The sequence below is a fragment of the Janthinobacterium agaricidamnosum genome, from assembly GCF_003667705.1.
GTDB lineage: Bacteria > Pseudomonadota > Gammaproteobacteria > Burkholderiales > Burkholderiaceae_D > Janthinobacterium.
In genome coordinates, this window is sequence record NZ_CP033019.1 from 5,989,560 (window position 1) to 6,008,997 (window position 19,438).

At 60.4% G+C, this 19,438-nt stretch carries 20 protein-coding genes and 1 pseudogene; 14 read left to right on the forward strand and 7 right to left on the reverse strand.

Going from position 1 to position 19,438, the window contains the following annotated elements:
* Positions 1-3 precede the first annotated feature (3 nt).
* Positions 4-2,067 carry a 3-hydroxybutyrate oligomer hydrolase family protein gene (locus D9M09_RS27005; RefSeq protein ID WP_430886704.1) on the forward strand — a complete coding sequence of 688 codons (2,064 nt, stop codon included), beginning with the start codon at positions 4-6 and terminating at the stop codon, positions 2,065-2,067.
* A gap of 46 nt (positions 2,068-2,113) precedes the next feature.
* Here D9M09_RS27005 and D9M09_RS27010 read toward each other — a convergent pair whose 3' ends face one another.
* The 4 genes and pseudogenes from D9M09_RS27010 to sugE form a co-directional block, all read right to left on the reverse strand.
* Positions 2,114-2,905, reverse strand: a complete 792-nt coding sequence (locus D9M09_RS27010) for an EAL domain-containing protein (RefSeq protein WP_121671258.1) — start codon at positions 2,903-2,905, stop codon at positions 2,114-2,116.
* 44 nt (positions 2,906-2,949) lie between these two features.
* Positions 2,950-4,107 carry an iron-containing alcohol dehydrogenase gene (locus D9M09_RS27015; RefSeq protein ID WP_121670794.1) on the reverse strand — a complete coding sequence of 386 codons (1,158 nt, stop codon included), beginning with the start codon at positions 4,105-4,107 and terminating at the stop codon, positions 2,950-2,952.
* An 85-nt stretch (positions 4,108-4,192) separates the two neighbouring features.
* Positions 4,193-4,552: pseudogene (locus D9M09_RS27020) on the reverse strand (NADH-quinone oxidoreductase subunit A).
* An 11-nt stretch (positions 4,553-4,563) separates the two neighbouring features.
* Positions 4,564-4,884 (reverse strand): quaternary ammonium compound efflux SMR transporter SugE, encoded by a 321-nt coding sequence (sugE, locus tag D9M09_RS27025; RefSeq protein WP_070288901.1) that lies wholly within the window; start codon positions 4,882-4,884, stop codon positions 4,564-4,566.
* A 324-nt stretch (positions 4,885-5,208) separates the two neighbouring features.
* Here sugE and mnmG point away from each other — a divergent pair, with 324 nt between their 5' ends.
* The 13 genes from mnmG to D9M09_RS27090 all read left to right on the forward strand — a co-directional run bounded on the left by mnmG (position 5,209) and on the right by D9M09_RS27090 (position 17,045).
* Entirely contained in the window at positions 5,209-7,158 is a 1,950-nt protein-coding gene (gene mnmG / locus D9M09_RS27030) for a tRNA uridine-5-carboxymethylaminomethyl(34) synthesis enzyme MnmG (RefSeq protein ID WP_121670795.1), read from the forward strand.
* Positions 7,155-7,799, forward strand: a complete 645-nt coding sequence (rsmG, locus tag D9M09_RS27035) for a 16S rRNA (guanine(527)-N(7))-methyltransferase RsmG (RefSeq protein ID WP_121670796.1) — start codon at positions 7,155-7,157, stop codon at positions 7,797-7,799. The genes mnmG and rsmG overlap by 4 nt, the downstream gene beginning before the upstream one ends.
* A gap of 156 nt (positions 7,800-7,955) precedes the next feature.
* Entirely contained in the window at positions 7,956-8,726 is a 771-nt protein-coding gene (locus D9M09_RS27040; protein ID WP_046681849.1) for a ParA family protein, read from the forward strand.
* Between the two features lie 64 nt (positions 8,727-8,790).
* Positions 8,791-9,675 carry a ParB/RepB/Spo0J family partition protein gene (locus tag D9M09_RS27045; protein WP_099408164.1) on the forward strand — a complete coding sequence of 295 codons (885 nt, stop codon included), beginning with the start codon at positions 8,791-8,793 and terminating at the stop codon, positions 9,673-9,675.
* Between the two features lie 270 nt (positions 9,676-9,945).
* Positions 9,946-10,314, forward strand: a complete 369-nt coding sequence (locus D9M09_RS27050; protein WP_034752692.1) for an ATP synthase subunit I — start codon at positions 9,946-9,948, stop codon at positions 10,312-10,314.
* A gap of 51 nt (positions 10,315-10,365) precedes the next feature.
* Entirely contained in the window at positions 10,366-11,175 is an 810-nt protein-coding gene (atpB, locus tag D9M09_RS27055) for a F0F1 ATP synthase subunit A (protein ID WP_046681851.1), read from the forward strand.
* A 59-nt stretch (positions 11,176-11,234) separates the two neighbouring features.
* Positions 11,235-11,513: a F0F1 ATP synthase subunit C gene (gene atpE / locus D9M09_RS27060; protein ID WP_034752695.1), complete on the forward strand. Its 279-nt coding sequence runs from the start codon at positions 11,235-11,237 to the stop codon at positions 11,511-11,513.
* Positions 11,514-11,556: 43 nt separating this feature from the next.
* On the forward strand, positions 11,557-12,027 hold the full coding sequence (locus tag D9M09_RS27065; protein WP_034752697.1) for a F0F1 ATP synthase subunit B: 471 nt from the start codon (positions 11,557-11,559) through the stop codon (positions 12,025-12,027).
* Between the two features lie 2 nt (positions 12,028-12,029).
* Positions 12,030-12,575: a F0F1 ATP synthase subunit delta gene (locus tag D9M09_RS27070; protein WP_034752699.1), complete on the forward strand. Its 546-nt coding sequence runs from the start codon at positions 12,030-12,032 to the stop codon at positions 12,573-12,575.
* A gap of 78 nt (positions 12,576-12,653) precedes the next feature.
* On the forward strand, positions 12,654-14,195 hold the full coding sequence (atpA, locus tag D9M09_RS27075) for a F0F1 ATP synthase subunit alpha (protein WP_034752701.1): 1,542 nt from the start codon (positions 12,654-12,656) through the stop codon (positions 14,193-14,195).
* A 62-nt stretch (positions 14,196-14,257) separates the two neighbouring features.
* On the forward strand, positions 14,258-15,133 hold the full coding sequence (gene atpG, locus D9M09_RS27080; RefSeq protein ID WP_070218929.1) for a F0F1 ATP synthase subunit gamma: 876 nt from the start codon (positions 14,258-14,260) through the stop codon (positions 15,131-15,133).
* A 29-nt stretch (positions 15,134-15,162) separates the two neighbouring features.
* Positions 15,163-16,563, forward strand: a complete 1,401-nt coding sequence (gene atpD / locus D9M09_RS27085; protein WP_034752705.1) for a F0F1 ATP synthase subunit beta — start codon at positions 15,163-15,165, stop codon at positions 16,561-16,563.
* A 62-nt stretch (positions 16,564-16,625) separates the two neighbouring features.
* The gene (locus D9M09_RS27090) at positions 16,626-17,045 is read left to right on the forward strand and encodes a F0F1 ATP synthase subunit epsilon (RefSeq protein WP_065307860.1); all 420 of its coding nucleotides are present in this window, start codon (positions 16,626-16,628) and stop codon (positions 17,043-17,045) included.
* Between the two features lie 61 nt (positions 17,046-17,106).
* On the opposite strand, the gene rsgA is transcribed toward D9M09_RS27090, so the two are convergent.
* The 3 genes from rsgA to speD form a co-directional block, all read right to left on the reverse strand.
* Entirely contained in the window at positions 17,107-18,171 is a 1,065-nt protein-coding gene (gene rsgA / locus D9M09_RS27095) for a ribosome small subunit-dependent GTPase A (RefSeq protein ID WP_121670797.1), read from the reverse strand.
* A 276-nt stretch (positions 18,172-18,447) separates the two neighbouring features.
* The gene (locus tag D9M09_RS27100; protein ID WP_070218932.1) at positions 18,448-19,002 is read right to left on the reverse strand and encodes a hypothetical protein; all 555 of its coding nucleotides are present in this window, start codon (positions 19,000-19,002) and stop codon (positions 18,448-18,450) included.
* A gap of 69 nt (positions 19,003-19,071) precedes the next feature.
* A complete protein-coding gene (gene speD, locus D9M09_RS27105; protein ID WP_121670798.1) occupies positions 19,072-19,437 on the reverse strand; it encodes an adenosylmethionine decarboxylase in 366 nt (121 codons plus the stop codon).
* Between the last annotated feature and the right edge of the window lies 1 nt (position 19,438).

The following is a 19,438-nucleotide window of genomic DNA, read 5'->3' on the forward strand; positions in this document are numbered from 1 at the left end:
CAAATGACGATCACGCGCGCGGGCACTGTTGGCACGAGCCTGTGCACCCTGCTGGCGTTGGCAGCCTGCGGCAGCAACCATGCGCCGGAAGAGCTGAACCAAATGCCCGGCTACCTGGGCACCATCACGCGCGCCGACTACGACGGCAAGACGAACGATCTGCTGACGGCAGGGCTGGGCAAGACGGGGCTGGCGGGCGCCACCCCCGCGTATGCGAATGCGGAACAGCCGACGCCGCTCGAGCTGCGCCGCAATGCGATCTATGCCAATTACCGCGCCGTGCTCGACATCGCCGCCAACAGCGGCTACGGCACCCTGTACGGGCCGAACGTGGATGCGGCCGGCAACGTGGGCAGCGGCGAGGGCCTGGTGGCGGGCAGCGAATACCTCGCCTATGCCGACGATGGCACGGGCAAGAAGAATGTCACCTTGATGGTGCAGGTGCCGGCGAGCTTCGACCCGGACCGCGCCTGCATCGTCACGGGCACGTCCAGCGGCTCGCGCGGCATTTACGGCGCCATCGGCAGCTCGGGCGAATGGGGCCTGAAAAAAGGCTGCGCCGTGGCGTATGCCGACAAGGGTTCCGGCACGGGCCTGTATGTGTTCGAGGACGACAGCGTCAACCTGCAGAACGGCGTGCGCGCGGGCAGGGTCGCCGCCGGCAAGAACGCGCTCTTCGCGCCCGACTTGAGCGACGCGGACCGGCTGGCCTGGTCTGGCGCCTATCCGAACCGCATCGCCTTCAAGCATGCGCACTCGCAGCAAAACCCGGAGAAGGACTGGGGCAAGGTCACCTTGCAGGCGGTCGAGATGGCGTTTTACGTCTTGAATGAACGCTACGGCGTGCTGGCCCGCGACGGCAGTTCGCGCATCGTGCGCTTGACGCCGAAGAACACCATCACGATCGCCTCAAGCATTTCCAACGGCGCTGGCTCGGCCTTGCTGGCGGCGGAACAGGATACGAAAGGCTTGATCAGCGGCGTGGCGGCCAGCGAACCGCAAATCCAGCCGGCGGCATCTAACGCCTACAGCGTGCGCCAGGGCGGGGCGGTGGTGGCCAATCCGGGCCGCGCGCTGTTCGACTACGCCACCTATGCGGCCCTGTATCAGCCTTGCATCGCTTCCGTGGCCGGCAATGCGGGACGCTGCACGGCGCTGGTTGCCAAGGGCTTATTGAACGGCGCCGACCTGGCGGCGCAGCAGGCGGACGCGAAGCAGCGCTTGCGCGCGTATGGCTGGTTGGTCGATTCCGATCCGCTGCAGGCTTCGCACGCGGGTACGAACATCCTCGTGGCCGTCACGTATGCGTATGCCTACGGGAAATTTTCCGTGACCGATAAAGTCTGCGGTTTCACGTTTGCGCAGACGGATGGCAGCGGCAATCCGATCGCGTTCACGTCGGCGCAAAAGGCGGCCAGCTTTGCCGCGCAAAACGGCATCCTCGGCAATGTCGTGTACGAGAACAGCGTGGGCGGCGCCAAAGTCTACACGGCCGGCGTGTCGCCATCGACCAGCCTGGCGGACCAGTCGCTCGACGGCTTCCTGTGCCTGCGCAGCCTGGCGACGGGGCGCGACGCCGTCAGCGGCGCCAACTTGCAGGGCACCCTGGGCGGGCAGAGCGTGCGCGTGCGGGCTGGCATGGCCGAAGTCGCGGCCAGCGGAAAGTTGCAGGGCAAGCCGGCCATCATCGTGCACGGCCGCAGCGACACCTTGATTCCCGTCAATCATGCTTCGCGCGCCTATCTTGGCCTGAACGCCGCCGTGGAAGGGGCCGCCAGCCGGCTACGCTATATCGAGGTGACCAATGCCAACCATTTCGATTCCTTCAGCAGCGCCTTGCCGACCCTGATCGTACCGCTGCACGTGTACCTGAACCGGGCGCTCGACGCCATGTATGCGCACTTGAACGCCAAGCAAGCCTTGCCGCCATCGCAGGTGGTGCGCACGGTGACGCGCGCCGATGCGTCGACACTGATCACGAATGTCAACGTGCCGGCGATCGCCACGGCGCCGGCGCCCGCCAATGCCGTCAGCGTGACGGGCACGCAGGTGGATATTCCGAACTAGGCTGTATCGCTTGTGAAACCTGCGGCCACGTTTCACGTGGCCGTTTTTATTCCCAGGCCGACTCGGCGATCTGGCCCAGTCCCTGGAAGACGGGCTTGGAAAACCAGTAGCCCTGCATCAGTGAAATGCCGCAGCTGGCCAGGAAGTCGCGCTCGGCGCGTGTCTCGATGCCTTCGGCCAGCACGCGGATACCAAGCTCATGGCACAGGCTGGCGATGGCGCGCACGATCGCCTGGCGCGGCGCCTGCGTATCGATGCCGCGCACCAGGTCCATGTCGATCTTGATGATGTCGGGCTGGTATTCGGCCAGCAGGTTCAAGCCCGCATAGCCGGCACCGAAATCATCGATGGCCGTCTGGAAACCGAAGCGCCGGTAGGCGCGGAAAATCTCGACCAGGTGGGGACGGTCTTGCACCCGTTCGCCTTCCGTCACTTCAAAGATGATTTTATCGGTGGGGAAGCTGTGCAGCCTGGCCGCTTCCAGGGTGCTGCGGATGCACACTTCCGGGCGGTAGACGGCGTTGGGCAAAAAATTGATCGACAGGAAGCCCTGCATGCCGAGGCGCGCTGCGCCGGCCACGGCCTTGACGCGGCACGCCTGATCGAAGCGGTAGCGGTTGGCGTCGTTGACTTGCGCCAGCACGCTGGCCGCGCTTTCGCCGTTCGGGCCGCGCACCAGCGCCTCGTGCGCATAAATGCTGCGCGTGGCCAGGTCGACGATGGGCTGATAGGCATACTCGAAGGCAAACGGCAGCGGCGCGCTGTCATGGCAGCCGGCACAGGCACCGTACGGAAAGTGGGTGCTGTCGGGATGAATGGGGATGTCGGGAGGCGTCATGGCGTCAGTGTAGCTGGGCGGGTTGGCAGATTCCGTCTGCTGGTTCACAGTGCGGCCGCATAGATGGCGCGCGCATCGGCGCGCATGAGGGGACGGGGATTGTTGCCCAGCAAGCGCGTTTGCAGCATGGCTTCATCGGCCAGGCGGTCCAGGTCGCCGGACGTGATGCCCACTTCGCGCAAGGTGCGCGCGATACCGGTAGCTACGGCAATGTCCTGCATGGCGTCGATCAGGGCCTCGGCCCGCGCTTCCTCGCTGCCCGTGATGCCGGGTTGCAATACGGTCGCCAGTTGCGCATACAGGGGCGCCGCATGGGATAGATTAAAACGCAGCACGTGCGGCAACACCAGCGCGTTCGACAGGCCATGCGGCACGTGGAACAGGCCGCCGATGGGATAGGCGAGCGCATGTACGGCAGCCACGGGTGCGTTGGCAAACGCCTGGCCGGCCAGCATGGCGCCCAGCAGCATGGCTTGCCGCGCCGGCAAGTTGCTGCCATCGCGGCAGGCTGCGAGCAAGTTGCTGGAGAGCAGCGACAGCGCCTGGGTGGCCAGCATGTCGGACAAGGAATTTTTCAGCAGGCGGCTGGTGTACGCTTCGATCGCATGCACCATGGCATCGATGCCGGTGGCGGCCGTCACTGCGGGCGGCAAACCCAGGGTCAGGCTGGCGTCGAGGATGGCCAGGTCCGCATACAGTTGCGGCGCGACCACGCCCATCTTGCTGGTGGCGCCCGTGGTGACGATGGCGATGTGGGTGACTTCCGAGCCCGTGCCGGCCGTCGTCGGCAATTGCACCAGCGGCAGGCGCTGACCGTGCACATTGCCGATGCCGTACAGCTGGGCCAGTTCCTGGTGACCGGGCGCCAGCACGGCGATCAGCTTGGCCACGTCCAGTGAGCTGCCGCCTCCAAGGCCGATAATCAGTTCCACGTGAAACATCTGGGCCTGGGCCACGCCAGCCAGCACGACGGCTTCGGGCGGATCGGCTTGTACATCGGAAAAGACATGCGCCTCGATGCCCGCCGCTTGCAAGCTGCGCAACGGTGCATCGGCCAGACCCGTGCGCAAAAAGCCCGCGTCGGTGACGAGCAGGGCGCGGCGCACGGCGGGGAAGTGGTGGGCGATATGGGCGCCCAGTTGGGCAGCGGCGCCCGGTTCAACGATCAGATGCGGCACGGTACGGAACTGGAAGGCGGACATGCGTGCTCCTGACAGTAAGGACAGAAGTCCAGCATACTCCGCTTTCCTGCCACGTGCCTGTTTCACGTGGAACCAAATGCGGCGCTTACTCCCACTCGAGCGCGCCGCGTTTCCATTCATAGGCCAGGCCAATGGCCAGCACGCCCAGAAAGCCCATGACGGCTCAGAAGCCGACCAGGCCCAATGCGTTGACGTTGGCCGCCCACGGCATCAGGAAGATCACCTCGATATCGAACAGGATGAACAGGATGGCGACCAGGTAGAAGCGGATGTCGAACTTCATGCGCGCATCGCCGAACGCCTCGAAGCCGCATTCGTACGGTGACAGTTTTCGCGCATCGGGCTTGTGCGGCCCCAGTACGCGTCCCAGCAGCATGGGCACGATGCCGACCAGGATGCCGATCAGAATGAACAGCAGGACGGGAAAATAGTGTTCGAGGAGCATGGGGATTCCTCTCAGTGGCTCGATGACAGTTTCATCAGTACGATGCCGCACACGATGAGGACGGCGGCGAACACGCGCATGGTATTGACTTGCTCGCCCAGAAAGACGATGCCAACGATAAAGGCGCCGACGGCACCGATGCCCGTCCAGATGGTGTAAGCCGTGCCCAGGGGCAGGGTGCGCATGGCCAGCGACAGCAAGCCGAAGCTGGCGATCATCATGACCACAGTAATCACGGAGGGAGTGAGTCTGGTGAAACCCTCGGAGAGTTTCATCGAGTATGCCCACACGACTTCAAACATGCCGGCAATTATTAACAGTATCCAGGCCATGGCGGCTCCTATACAGAGCGGGCCGTCCCGGTGTGTTCCCATGATGGGGGAGGCCGTCCTCCTGGATGATCGTCGCGCTGGCCACTGGCGTGAGCACGGGGCGAACGATGCGGCAATTGTAGCAAACATTGCCGGACCCCGCAGCGCGGCGCGGGCCTGTCCTGGCGCCTGGGCGTGTTCCACGTGAAACAAAAATCGCTGTCGACTTGCCCTCGCTGAGTAAAAATTAAGCAAAAATTGGCCCGTGGAAGGTTGCGTTCGCAAAAAGACTCTATAATCGGAGCTCTCTTCCCGCATTTTTACTTGCACTGTTACCTATTTATCATGTTATTTCCTACAGAATTCGACGTCATCGTTGTCGGTGGTGGTCACGCCGGTACCGAGGCGGCCCTCGCTTCCGCCCGCATGGGGCAGAAGACGCTATTGCTCACGCATAATATTGAGACACTGGGCCAGATGTCGTGCAACCCCTCCATCGGTGGCATCGGCAAGGGCCACCTGGTCAAGGAGGTCGATGCCATGGGCGGCGCGATGGCGATTGCCACCGACGAGTCCGGCATCCAGTTCCGCATCCTGAATTCCTCGAAAGGCCCGGCAGTCCGCGCCACGCGCGCCCAGGCCGACCGTATTTTGTACAAGGCCGCCATCCGCACGCGCCTGGAAAACCAGAGCAACCTGTGGCTGTTCCAGCAAGCGGTCGATGACTTGATCGTCGAAGGCGACCGGGTCGTCGGCGCCGTGACGCAGATCGGCCTGAAGTTCCTCGCGCGCGCCGTCGTGCTGACGGCCGGCACTTTCCTCGACGGCAAGATCCACGTGGGCTTGAATAACTATTCGGCCGGCCGCGCCGGCGACCCGCCCGCCATCTCGCTGTCGGCCCGCCTGAAAGAGCTGAAACTGCCGCAAGGGCGCCTGAAAACGGGCACGCCGCCGCGCATCGATGGCCGCACGATTGACTTTTCCGTGATGCAAGAACAGGCGGGCGACCTCGATCCCGTGCCCGTGTTTTCCGTCATGGGCAACACGGCCATGCATCCGCGCCAGGTGCCGTGCTGGGTCACGCACACGAATAGCCAGACGCATGACATCATCCGCGCCGGCCTGGACCGCAGCCCCATGTACACGGGCGTCATCGAAGGCGTGGGCCCGCGTTACTGCCCCTCGATCGAAGACAAGATCCACCGTTTCTCGGGCAAGGAATCGCACCAGATCTTCCTCGAGCCGGAAGGTTTGACGACGCACGAGTTCTATCCGAACGGTATCTCCACCAGCCTGCCGTTCGACGTGCAGATCGCCCTGGTACAGTCGATGAAGGGCATGGAAAACGCCCATATCCTGCGCCCCGGCTATGCCATCGAATACGATTATTTCGACCCGCGCGGCTTGAAGGCGTCGCTGGAAACGAAGGCCGTCGCGGGCCTGTTCTTCGCCGGCCAGATCAACGGCACCACGGGCTACGAGGAAGCGGCCGCGCAAGGCATGCTGGCGGGCCTGAATGCGGCCTTGCTGACGCAGGACAAGGAAGCCTGGGTACCGGGCCGCTCCGAGGCCTATCTGGGCGTGCTGGTCGACGATCTGATCACCCAGGGCGTGCAGGAACCGTACCGCATGTTCACCAGCCGCGCCGAGTACCGTTTGAGCCTGCGCGAAGACAATGCCGACATGCGCCTGACGGAAATCGGGCGCGCGCTGGGCTGCGTGGGCGACACCCAATGGCAAGCGTTCGAGACCAAGCGCGAAGCGGTGGCGCGCGAGCTCGAGCGCCTGCGTTCCACGTGGGTCAATCCGCGCATCCTGGCGGCCGCCGAATCGGAACGCATCGTCGGCCAGGCCATCGAGCGCGAGTACTCGCTGGCGGACCTGCTGTGCCGCCCGAACGTGGCCTACGACACCCTGATGAGCATGACGGGCATGGAAGGCCAGGTCCTGGCCGGCCCCGGCGTGGAAGACCCCGCCGTGCGCGAGCAGGTGGAAATCCAGCTCAAATATGCGGGCTACATCGAGCGCCAGAGCAAGGAAATCGAGCGCCATGAACACTATGAAAACCTGGCCTTGCCGGAAGGTTTCAATTACCTCGATATCGGCGCGCTGTCCGTCGAAGTGCGGCAAAAACTCGACAAGCAGCGCCCTGAAACCCTGGGCCAGGCATCGCGCATATCGGGCGTGACGCCGGCGGCGATTTCGCTGCTGCTGGTGCATCTGAAAAAGCGCGGTTTTGGCGCAGGGCAAGCCGAAATACAGACCACCACTTTAAAGGACGAGGTTGTTGAATGAAGCAGTTTGACCGGGCCGCATTGGCCCCCATTTTGAATGAAGGCATCGCCGCGCTGGGGCTGGACCTGAGCGCGGATCAGACGGAAAAACTGCTCGATTACCTGGCCTTGCTGGCCAAATGGAACAGCGTGTACAACCTGACGTCGGTGCGCGATCCGATGCAGATGCTGACCTTGCACGTGCTCGATTCGCTGGCCGCCGTGCCGGCGTTCGCGGATGCAAAGCATGTGCTCGACGTGGGCGCCGGCGGCGGCTTGCCGGGCATGGTCCTGGCCATCGCGCGGCCCGATGTGAAGGTGTCGATGATCGACACGGTGCATAAAAAGACGGCTTTTCTGACGCAAGTGAAGGCGGAACTGGGCCTGGCCAACGTCACCGTGTACACGAAACGGGTGGAACAGCTGGAAGTGGCGCAAAAATTCGACGTGATCACCTCGCGCGCCTTTGCCGACCTGTCCGACTTCGTCAACTGGTCGCACCACGTGCTGGCCGAGGGCGGGCAATTCATCGCCTTGAAAGGGGTGGCGCCGCCAGACGAGCGCGAGCGACTGCCGGCAGACTGGAAAGTGACGGAATTACGAGCGATCCAGGTGCCAAGGCTAAATGCAGAGCGTCATCTGGTCTTTATAGCAAGAATTTAAAAGTCGAAATAAATGATATAAACAGTTTATACGGTATAAATAATATAAACCGTATAAACAATTTATATCGTATAAATAAAATAAACAGTATAAATCGTTTCGGCCAGATGCCGGGGCGCACGATGAAGTTTGCATCTCTTTACAACTAGAAGATACATGGCCAAAATTTTTTGTGTAGCAAATCAAAAGGGTGGTGTTGGTAAAACCACAACGAGCGTCAACCTCTCCGCCGGTCTGGCCAAGTTGAACCAGCGCGTGCTGCTGGTCGACCTCGACCCGCAGGGCAATGCGACCATGGGCGCCGGCATTAACAAGGCCGGCCTGAAGGCGTCGACCTATGAAGTCATGCTGGGCGAGTCCGATGTCAAGACGGCACGCCAGCGTTCGGAAGCGGGGCGCTTCGATGTCTTGCCGTCGAACCGCGAGCTGGCCGGCGCCGAAGTGGAGATGGTCGAACTCGACAACCGCGAACGCCGCCTGAAGGATGCGCTGGCCGAAGTCGACAGTGAATATGACTTCATCCTGGTGGATTGCCCGCCGGCATTGTCGATGCTGACCTTGAATGGCCTGTGCGCCGCGCATGGCGTGATCATCCCGATGCAGTGCGAGTACTACGCGCTGGAAGGCTTGTCCGACCTGGTCAACACCATCAAGAAGGTGCATGCGAACCTGAACCCGGATTTGAAGATCATCGGCTTGCTGCGCGTGATGTTCGATCCGCGCATGACATTATCGCAACAAGTGTCGGCGCAGCTGGAACAGCACTTCGGCGACAAGGTCTTCAATACCATCATCCCGCGCAACGTGCGCCTGGCCGAAGCGCCGTCGTACGGCTTGCCCGGCGTGACCTTCGACCCCAGCTCGAAAGGTGCCCAGGCGTATATCGCCTTCGGCGCCGAGATGGTCGAGCGCATCAAACATATGTAAACAAGAGGCGGGCGCCTGCACGGTTTGATGTAAGCGCTTACTCTGAAAACACGATTAGGACAGCATGGCTACGAAAAAATTAAAAGGACTGGGTCGCGGACTCGACGCCCTGTTGGGCGGCGGCGGCGATTTTGCCAGTCCGGACACGACACAACCGTCGAACTTGCCCGTATCACAAATGCAAGCCGGCAAGTACCAGCCGCGCACGCGCATGGACGAGGGGGCCTTGAATGAACTGGCCGCTTCGATCAAGGCGCAAGGGCTGATGCAGCCGATCCTGGTGCGCCCGATCGGGCAGGACACCCTGAGCGGACTTGTCAAATATGAAATTATCGCAGGCGAGCGCCGTTTCCGCGCCTCGCAGCTGGCCGGCCTGACGGAAGTGCCGGTGCTGGTGCGCGACGTGGACGACCTGGCCGCCGCCGCGATGGCGCTGATCGAGAACATCCAGCGCGAAGACCTCAATCCTTTGGAAGAGGCGCAGGGCATCCACCGCCTGATCGCCGACTTCAGTTTTACGCATGAGCAAGCGGCCACTGCGCTGGGACGCTCGCGCAGCGCCGTGTCGAACCTGTTGCGTTTGATGAACCTGGCCAACCCCGTGCAAACCATGCTGATGGCCGGCGATATCGACATGGGCCATGCGCGCGCGCTGCTGGCCGTCGATGCGGCCAGCCAGATCACCCTGGCGAACCAGGTCGTGGCCAAGCGCCTGTCGGTGCGCGAAACGGAAAAGCTCGTCACCCGCACGCTCGAGGAAGCGGCCAACCCGGTTGAGCCGCGGCAAAAGGAAAAGTCCGGCGACATCGCGCGCCTGGAAGAAGAGCTGTCCGATGCGCTGGCCACGCCCGTGGTGTTCAAGATGGGCAACAAAGGCCGTGGCCAATTGGTCATCGATTTTGCCGATCTTGACGTGCTCGATGGCTTGTTGACACGTTTGCGTGGTTAAATAGCAAGCTGCAAAGACAGGGGCCATGCGGGTGTGGCCGATCCGGCCATGCTTTCCAGATGCACCACGTGATTCCTTGATAACACGGCTGGAAGCGGCCAGACAAGCGACTTTGCCATATAGTGGTGCAAATGGCGGCGAATAGTCGGTAAAGCGTCAGTTTCACGCAGCAATTGCCCTGCTGCGGTGCACCAACGTTTGACTCTATAGATCAAAGCCAACTATAATCCCGTGTCTTTGCGTGTGTAGATTTTTCTGGGAACTTGGCAATTGAGTGATTCACAACAAAGTATTGCCAAGCCAGTCTACAAAGTAGTTGCATTGCAGCTAGCAATCGCTATCAGTTTTGCCACGGTTACCCTGTTTTTTGGTGGCAGTGTCAGAGGCTGGTCCGCCGCATACGGCGGCGCTATCGCAGTCATCGGTAGCCTGGTGTATGCCCTGTTGGTGGTTCGCGGTTCTAGCGACGCCAACAAGGCATTCCGGGCGCATTTGCGCGCAGAAGTGGTGAAAATATTTATCACAGCGGTGCTGTTTATATTGGCACTGGTGTTGTTTCAGTCGGCCGCCTGGTTATGGCTGATCTTGGGTTTCGCGGTGGCAACCTTAGCATACTGGTTTTCATTGCTCGCTGTTTAATCATTGGTTTTGGGGCCTGTTGAGCTCTGAAACGACAAATCTAAATTCATTATGACCACAGAACACGCTATTGAAGCGGGCCATGCTGCCCCGGCCAACGCCACAGAATACATCAGTCACCATCTGGCCCACCTGAGAAGTGCCGACGGCATGATCAATCTGGATACGTTCTGGATTTCGGCCATTCTGGGCTTTGTTTTCCTGGCTGTTTTCTATATGGCGTCGCGCCGCGCGACGGCTGGTGTCCCTGGCAAGTTGCAAAACTTCGTCGAAATGGTCATGGAAATCGTCAATGACACTATTAATGGGGCCTTCCACGCGAAAAGCAAGGTCATCGCGCCGCTGGCCATCACTATTTTTGTGTGGGTCTGGTTGTTGAACGCGATGGACTTCCTGCCGGTTGACCTGTTGCCGAAGATCCTGAGCTGGTTTGGCGTGCATAAACTGCGCGCCGTGCCGACCGCCGACGTCAACCACACCTTCGCCATGTCGCTGTCCGTCGTGCTGTGCGTGATCGCCTTCTCGATCAAGGCCAAGGGCCTGGGCGGCTGGATCAAGGAACTGTTCACGGCACCGTTCCATGCGAGCGGCCTGATCGGCACGATCGCCCTGGCACCTGTCAATTTCTTGCTGCAAATGGTTGAGCTGGTTGCAAAACTGATCTCCCTGTCGCTGCGACTGTTCGGCAATATGTATGCCGGCGAACTGATTTTCATCTTGATCGCGTTGTTGCCTTGGTGGGCACAGTGGGCGTTGGGTGGTCCATGGGCAATTTTCCATATCTTGATTGTAACTTTGCAAGCTTTTGTGTTTATGGCGTTGACGGTTGTGTATCTGAGCCTTGCGGTTGAGAAACATTAATCATTAACTTTATATTTTGTTTTTTTAGTATCTTTCGTTTTTAAATTTAGGAGAATTTTATGCAAGCTCTGATCGCACAAGTACAAAGCATGACCGTTCTGGCAGCAGCAATCATCATCGGCCTGGCCGCAATCGGCACCGCTCTGGGCTTCGCTATCTTGGGTGGCAAATTCCTGGAAGCTTCGGCACGTCAACCAGAACTGATGCCACAACTGCAAACCAAACTGTTCGTTATCGCTGGTCTGCTGGATGCTATCTCGATGATCGGCGTTGGTGTTGCTCTGCTGTACACGTTCGCTAACCCGTTCCTGTCCGCTCTGACGGCTGTTGCTCAGTAATTCGCTCCAACCCTAGGAGAAACTTTTAGTTAGGAGCAAAGGTATGGACATCAATATGTCGCTCATCGGCCAGATGATCACCTTCGCGGTGTTGGTCTGGTTCTCGATGAAGTTCGTATTTCCAGCGCTGAACAACGCGCTGGATGAGCGTGCCAAACGAATCGCGGATGGATTGGCTGCGGCCGATCAAGGTCAGGCTTCGATGGCAGTCGCTGAAAAGCGTGCGCAAGAGGCATTGAACAGTGCACGTGAAGAAGCGTCGCAACGCGTTGCGGACGCTGAAAAGCGCGCGCAGCTGGTTGCTGAAGAGATCAAGCAAAATGCACAAGCTGAAGCTGCGCGTATCATTGCGCAAGCCCAGTCGGACGCCGAACAGCAACTGTCGAAAGCACGCGAACAATTGCGCGCTCAGGTGGCTGACCTGGCTGTCAAGGGTGCCGAGCAGATCCTGAAGCGTGAAGTCAACGCTACGGCTCACGCCGAAATGTTGCAGCGTCTTGCTGTCGAGCTGTAATCATGGCAGAACTCGCAACCGTCGCCCGTCCCTACGCGGAAGCTTTGTTCCGCGTAGCCCAAGCTGGTAAGGAGTCAAGCAACCTCGCGGCGTGGTCCGAGCTGGTGTCCGAACTGGCACAGATCGGTAGCCACCCCGAGGTACAGGCGTACGCGCGCAATCCGAAGGTTTCGGAAAGCGACGTCGCCGCCACCATCCTGTCGTTGTTGAAATCGCCGCTCAATGAGGAAGTGAAAAACTTCGTCACGATGTTGATCGAAAATGGCCGCATCAGCCTGCTGCCGGAAATCGGCGCGCAATTCCATGCCTTGAAAAATGGCCTGGAAGGTGCGGCTGACGCCGAGATCACGAGCGCTTTCGATCTGAGCGAAGGCCAAACGGCCGAGCTGGTCGCAACGCTGGAAAAGAAATTCAGTCGTAAGCTCAACCCTGCCGTCACAGTGGATCCATCGCTGCTCGGCGGCGTGCGCGTGGTTGTTGGCGACCAAGTGCTCGATACCTCGGTGCGCGCCAAGCTGCAGCAACTGCACGCTGCACTGGTGTCGTAAGACACGCGCTTCGGCAGGCCAGCTTAGACAGACCCTTACCCCTCGCGCAAGCTGAGAGAAACACTTTTAGGAGTTAGTATGCAACTCAACCCATCTGAAATCAGCGAGTTGATCAAGAGCCGGATCCAAGGTCTTGACGGCGGCGCTGAAGTGCGTAATCAAGGCACGGTTATTTCCGTCGCCGACGGTATCTGCCGCATCCACGGTTTGTCGGACGTGATGCAAGGCGAGATGCTGGAATTCCCAGGCAACACGTTTGGCCTGGCAATGAATCTGGAACGTGACTCCGTCGGTTCCGTGATTCTGGGTGCCTACGAGCACATCTCCGAAGGCGACACGGTGAAATGCACCGGCCGCATTCTGGAAGTGCCAGTCGGTCCTGAGCTGCTCGGCCGCGTTGTCAACGCGCTGGGCCAGCCGATCGACGGCAAAGGCGCCATCGAGACCAAACTGACGGCCGCGATTGAAAAAATCGCTCCGGGCGTGATCGCCCGTGAATCCGTTTCGCAACCAATGCAAACCGGCCTGAAGTCGATCGATGCGATGGTTCCAGTTGGCCGCGGCCAGCGCGAACTGATCATCGGCGACCGTCAAACCGGCAAGTCGGCCGTGGCGATTGATGCGATCATCAATCAAAAAGGCCAGGGCATGAAATGTATCTACGTCGCGATTGGCCAAAAAGCCTCGTCGATCAAGAACATCGTGCGCTCGCTGGAACAGCACGGCGCGATGGAATACACCATCGTTGTCGCCGCTTCCGCTTCGGAATCGGCCGCCATGCAATACATCTCGCCGTACTCCGGTTGCGCCATGGGCGAATACTTCCGTGACCGCGGTGAAGATGCACTGATCGTCTACGATGATCTGTCCAAACAAGCTGTTGCATACCGTCAAATCTCGCTGCTGCTGCGCCGTCCACCAGGTCGCGAAGCGTACCCAGGCGACGTGTTCTACCTGCACAGCCGCCTGCTGGAACGCGCAGCACGCGTGAACGCCGACTACGTCGAGAAGTTCACCGACGGCGCCGTCAAAGGCAAGACCGGTTCCCTGACGGCACTGCCGATCATTGAAACGCAAGCTGGCGACGTGTCCGCATTCGTTCCAACCAACGTGATTTCGATTACCGACGGTCAGATCTTCTTGGAAACCTCGCTGTTCAACGCCGGTATCCGTCCTGCGATTAACGCCGGTATTTCCGTATCGCGCGTCGGTGGCGCCGCCCAGACCAAGGTCATCAAAAACCTGTCCGGCGGTATCCGTACCGACTTGGCGCAGTACCGTGAACTGGCCGCGTTTGCGCAGTTCGCTTCGGACCTGGATGAATCGACCCGCAAGCAGCTGGACCGCGGTGCCCGCGTAACGGAATTGCTCAAGCAAGCCCAGTACTCGCCACTGTCGATCTCGCTGATGGCCGTATCGCTGTTCTCGGTGAACAAAGGCTTCATGGACGACGTGCCAGTCAAGCAAGTGCTTTCGTTCGAAGCTGGTGTCCACGCTTACATGAAGACCAAGCAAGCTGCTCTGCTGGCCAAGATCGAAGAAACCAAGCAACTCGACAAAGACAGCGAAGCAACTCTGTCGGCGGCCATTGCTGATTTCAAGAAATCCGGCGCATATTAAGCGGCCAGGCGGCGCCCACCTCGAGTGAGGCGCCGCCCTACGCGCAGAAGGAGTAAGGACTCATGGCATCAAGCAAAGAGATACGAGGCAAGATCAAGAGCGTAGAGAATACGAAGAAGATCACCAAGGCGATGGAAATGGTCGCCGCGTCCAAAATGCGCAAGGCGCAAGACCGGATGCGGGCCGCTCGTCCCTACAGTGACAAGATTCGGAATATCGCCGCCAATCTGGCGAACGCCAATCCGGAATACACGCACCCGTTCCTGGCAGTTGCCCAGGGTACGCAAGCGAAGGCAGTGGGTTTCATCGTTGTCACGACCGACAAAGGTCTGTGCGGCGGCATGAACACCAACATCCTGCGCCAGGTGACGTCGAAGTCGCGCGAGCTGGAAGCAGCTGGCAACCGGATTGAAGCAGTTGCCATCGGTAACAAGGGTTTGGGTTTTTTGAATCGCATCGGCGTCAAGATCGTCGCCTCTGCCATTCAAACCGGTGATACGCCGCACCTGGATAAATTGATCGGACCTGTCAAGGTCATGCTCGAAGAATTCCAGGCTGGCAAGCTCGACGCAGTGTACCTGTGCTACACCAAATTCATCAACACGATGAAGCAGGAACCAGTGGTCGAACAGTTGCTGCCGTTGACGGCTGACAAAATGGTCGCCGACAAGAGCGCACACTCGTGGGATTACATCTACGAGCCGGATGCACAAAGCATCATCGACGAATTGCTGGAGCGCTATGTAGAAGCGCTGGTGTACCAGGCAGTCGCGGAGAATCTGGCGTCCGAGCAATCGGCACGGATGGTCGCGATGAAAGCTGCAAGCGACAACGCGGGTAGTGTGATCGGCGAATTGAAGCTGATCTACAACAAGACCCGCCAAGCTGCGATTACCAAAGAACTCTCCGAAATCGTCGCCGGTGCGGCTGCGGTTTAAACGAATTTAACTATATTGAAGGAACGAACATGGCTGATGGCAAAATCGTTCAGTGTATCGGCGCTGTGGTGGACGTTGAGTTTCCCCGCAACGCGATGCCTAAGGTATTTGATGCCTTGAAGATGGCAGGCTCGGAACTGACCCTGGAAGTACAACAGCAGTTGGGCGACGGCATTGTCCGTACCATTGCACTCGGCTCGTCCGATGGCCTGCGTCGCGGCATGATGATCCAGAACACCGGCAAACCTATCATGGTGCCAGTCGGTAAAGCAACCCTGGGTCGCATCATGGACGTGCTGGGCAACCCGATCGACGAATGCGGCCCCGTGTCGCACGAGCAGATCGCGTCGATCCACCGCACCGCTCCTGCATACGACGAACTGTCGCCATCGCAAGAACTGCTGGAAACCGGCATCAAGGTGATCGACCTGGTGTGCCCGTTTGCAAAAGGCGGTAAAGTCGGTCTGTTCGGCGGCGCTGGCGTAGGCAAGACCGTGAACATGATGGAACTGATTAACAACATCGCCAAGGCGCACAGCGGCGTGTCCGTGTTCGCCGGCGTCGGTGAGCGTACCCGTGAAGGTAACGACTTCTACCACGAGATGGCTGACGCGAAAGTGGTCGATCTGGAAAACCCAGAGAACTCCAAGGTCGCGATGGTCTACGGTCAGATGAATGAACCGCCAGGTAACCGTCTGCGCGTCGCGCTGACCGGCCTGACGATCGCTGAATCGTTCCGTGATGAAGGCAAAGACGTTCTGTTCTTCGTCGACAACATCTACCGCTTTACGCTGGCTGGTACCGAAGTATCGGCACTGCTGGGCCGTATGCCGTCGGCTGTGGGTTACCAACCGACCCTGGCGGAAGAAATGGGCCGTCTGCAAGAGCGTATTACGTCGACCAAGACCGGTTCGATCACCTCGATCCAGGCCGTCTACGTTCCAGCCGATGATTACACCGATCCGTCGCCTGCTACCACGTTTGCTCACTTGGATTCGACCGTTGCGCTGTCGCGTGACATCGCTTCCCTGGGTATCTACCCAGCCGTGGACCCACTGGATTCGACCTCGCGTCAGCTGGATCCGTTGATCGTTGGTCAAGAGCACTATGACACCGCGCGTGCCGTGCAAACGACCCTGCAACGCTACAAGGAATTGCGCGACATTATCGCGATTCTGGGTATGGACGAGCTGGCACCGGAAGACAAACTGCTGGTTGCCCGTGCACGTAAGATGCAGCGTTTCCTGTCGCAGCCTTTCCACGTCGCTGAAGTCTTTACCGGCGCGCCTGGTAAATACGTTTCGCTCAAAGACACGATCAAGGGCTTCAAAATGATCGCTTCGGGCGAACTCGATCACCTGCCGGAACAAGCGTTCTACATGGTCGGCACGATCGAAGAAGCAATCGAAAAAGCCAAGAAACTTAACTAAGTTAAGTCTGGGCCTAACCCCGCCCGTTAGACGGCGGGGTTCTTCAACCCGATAGGACACACATGGCACACACAATTCACGTTGACGTGGTTTCCGCTGAAGAACTGATTTTTTCAGGCGAAGCAGAATTCGTCGCGTTGCCGGGTGAACAGGGCGAGCTGGGTATCTACCCACGCCACACGCCTTTGATTACCCGCATCCGTCCGGGCGCGGTCCGCATCAAGGTAGTCGGCCAGGCTGAAGAAGAGTTCGTCTTCGTTGCCGGCGGCCTGCTGGAAGTGCAACCGGATACCGTGACCGTCCTGGCCGATACCGCGATCCGCGGTCACGACCTCGACGAAGCGAAAGCGCTGGAAGCGAAGAAGTTGGCGGAAGAAAATATCCACAACAAGGATTCGGGCATCGACTACGCGCAAGCGCAAGCCGAGCTGGCCAGCGCGATTGCGCAGCTGGCAGCGATCCAGAAGCTGCGCAAGCATTAATTTGCTCGCACGCAGTAATACAAAAAGGCAGCCTGCGGGCTGCCTTTTTTTTCAGCAGAAATTAGCGGCGCTTGTCCTTCCCCCTTTCCAGCCCCGCCTTCAAGATCGTCTTCCACTTGGCGCGCGCGGCAATGCGCTCGAGCGGCGTCTCCTCGCTGCGGCGCGCGTCGCGCAGCAGCTTGTGATAGTTGCGCAGGCGGTCCCCGTCGACGGCGCCACGCACCTGGCAACCGGGTTCGCTGGCATGCTGGCAATCGCGGAACTGGCACGTTGCGGCAAGCGCCGCGATGTCGTCGAACGTGGCCGCCAGGCTCTGCGCATCGGCGTCGGCGCGCCAGCTGCGCAAGCCCGGCGTGTCGATGATGCAGGCGCCATCCGCACACAGGTGCAGCGAGCGGGCCGTTGTCGTGTGCCGGCCGCGGCCGTCGCCGTGGCGCACGCCGTTGGTCGCTTGATCCGCCGCGCACAAGGTATTGGTCAGGCTGGACTTTCCCGCGCCCGATGAGCCGAGCAGTACCAGGGTCTGGCCGGCACCCAGCCAGGGTTCCAGGATGGCCACGTCATACGCGTGGCGCGTATCGACGGCAAACAGCGGCACGTGCTGCGGCAGGCGCTGCCTGAGCTGGGCCAGTTTTCCCGGCACGTCGTCGGCCACGTCGGCCTTGCTCAGCACCACCACGGGGCTGACCTGGGCCGCCAGCACGATGGTCAGGTAACGCTCCAGGCGGCGCGGATTAAAATCCTCATCGAGTCCCATCACCAGCAGGGCCGTGTCGACATTGCTGGCCAGCACCTGGCGCCGGCCGTCATTGCCGCGCCGCGCGATCTGCGTGACTGGGGATAAGTGCGCCGTTATCCACAGCGTGCCCTGACCATCGGGTTCGGCGGCGATCCAGTCGCCGACAGCAAGGATGGTGTCGTGTTCCAGCAGCGCGTGCAGCAGGCGTGGCAGGATCTGCGCCGGCTGTTCCAGGCTGCCGTCGTGCACGCCGATGCTGTCGCGGTGCACGGCGCTCACGCGCATCAGCTGCGCGGTGGTGGAAGATACGTTGAGTTGGGTGGCCGCGCCGGCGATAGCCTGCTGCAGCCCGATAAGGCGTAGTTGCGCAAAATCGAATGCGATCATGGTAGCGTGATTCCAAATTCTGTCGTCCGCATGCGGACGTGTAGCCTGCGCGTGCAGGCACCGCCAGTCGTTATGACTGGCACGAAAGAAGGGAAGTCGGCTACGCGATCACGCGTATGGGGAATGGCGAGCTAAAAAATGCTTAGCAGGGGAAAACAGTGATCAGGCAGCCGACAGCACGGCAGTATCCGAATGGCGCATGTTGTCTACTCCTGTTGTGTGATGGAAAACGCCAGTGTGCCAGCGGCATGCGCCGCCGTCAATGGATGGTGTGGCTCAGCTGCACATGCCGTATGCCTGGCGTTCGGGGAAATAGCGGTACGTAAACGTGCGTACCGGGTAGCGCTTGCCGCCGACGAGCATGTCGGGCATGGACAGATCAAAGCGCTGCGGCAGCTGGCGCGGCAGTTGCAGGCGCAAGCGCCACTGGGTTTCCTTGCTGTTGCCGACGGCGGCAAACATGATGGGCAGCTGCTCGATGACGTCGACGATCTCCGCCTTCTGGTTCATGCCGCGCTGGTAAATGGTGAGTATCTTGGCTTCCGCGAAAGGCGGCTTTTTCGGTTCTTCCAGCAGGAAGGACAGGCGCGTAAAACTGGCTTGGGTGCCGACGGGCAAGGTAAAAATCAGCGCCAGCTCCGTGCCGCCTTCCTTCAAGGTGACAGGCGGCGTGGCGTAGATGCTGATACCGCGCGGCAGTTCGAAACGCGAGCCATCCGTCCACGTCTTGCACTCGGGCGTGGTGGCCTGGTACAGGCTGGGCGCCGTGTAGTCATCGCAGGCGGAAACCAGCAGCAGCAGGGGCAGGGCAAGGAGGGCGGAACGGCGCATGGGAGTCAAGGTTGGGGGATCAGCCGACAGTGTAAGCGATCCCCGCGCGATCCACCAGCGACGCCAGGCCTACCCGGGCGGGGCGCGCCGCACGGACTGCAGCTGGCAATGCGCCGGTTGCAGCGCCGCCTGGATGATGTCCAGTGCCAGCTGCGGCTGGGCCGCGCCGCACATGAAGATGTCGACGGCGGCAAAGCCCACTTCGGGCCAGGTATGCAGCGAGATGTGCGACTCGGCCAGCAGCAGCACGCCCGTGACGCCCTGGCCCGGGCCAAAGCTGTGGAAATGGCCGTGCAGTACCTGCGCACCGGCCGCGACGGCCGCCTCGCGCAACAGGCGCTCGAGCGCGGCGCAGTCGCGCAGGCGTTCCGGCGCGATGCCCGACAGGTCGGCCAGCAGATGGATGCCCAGGGGCAGATGCGGTGCGGACGCCATG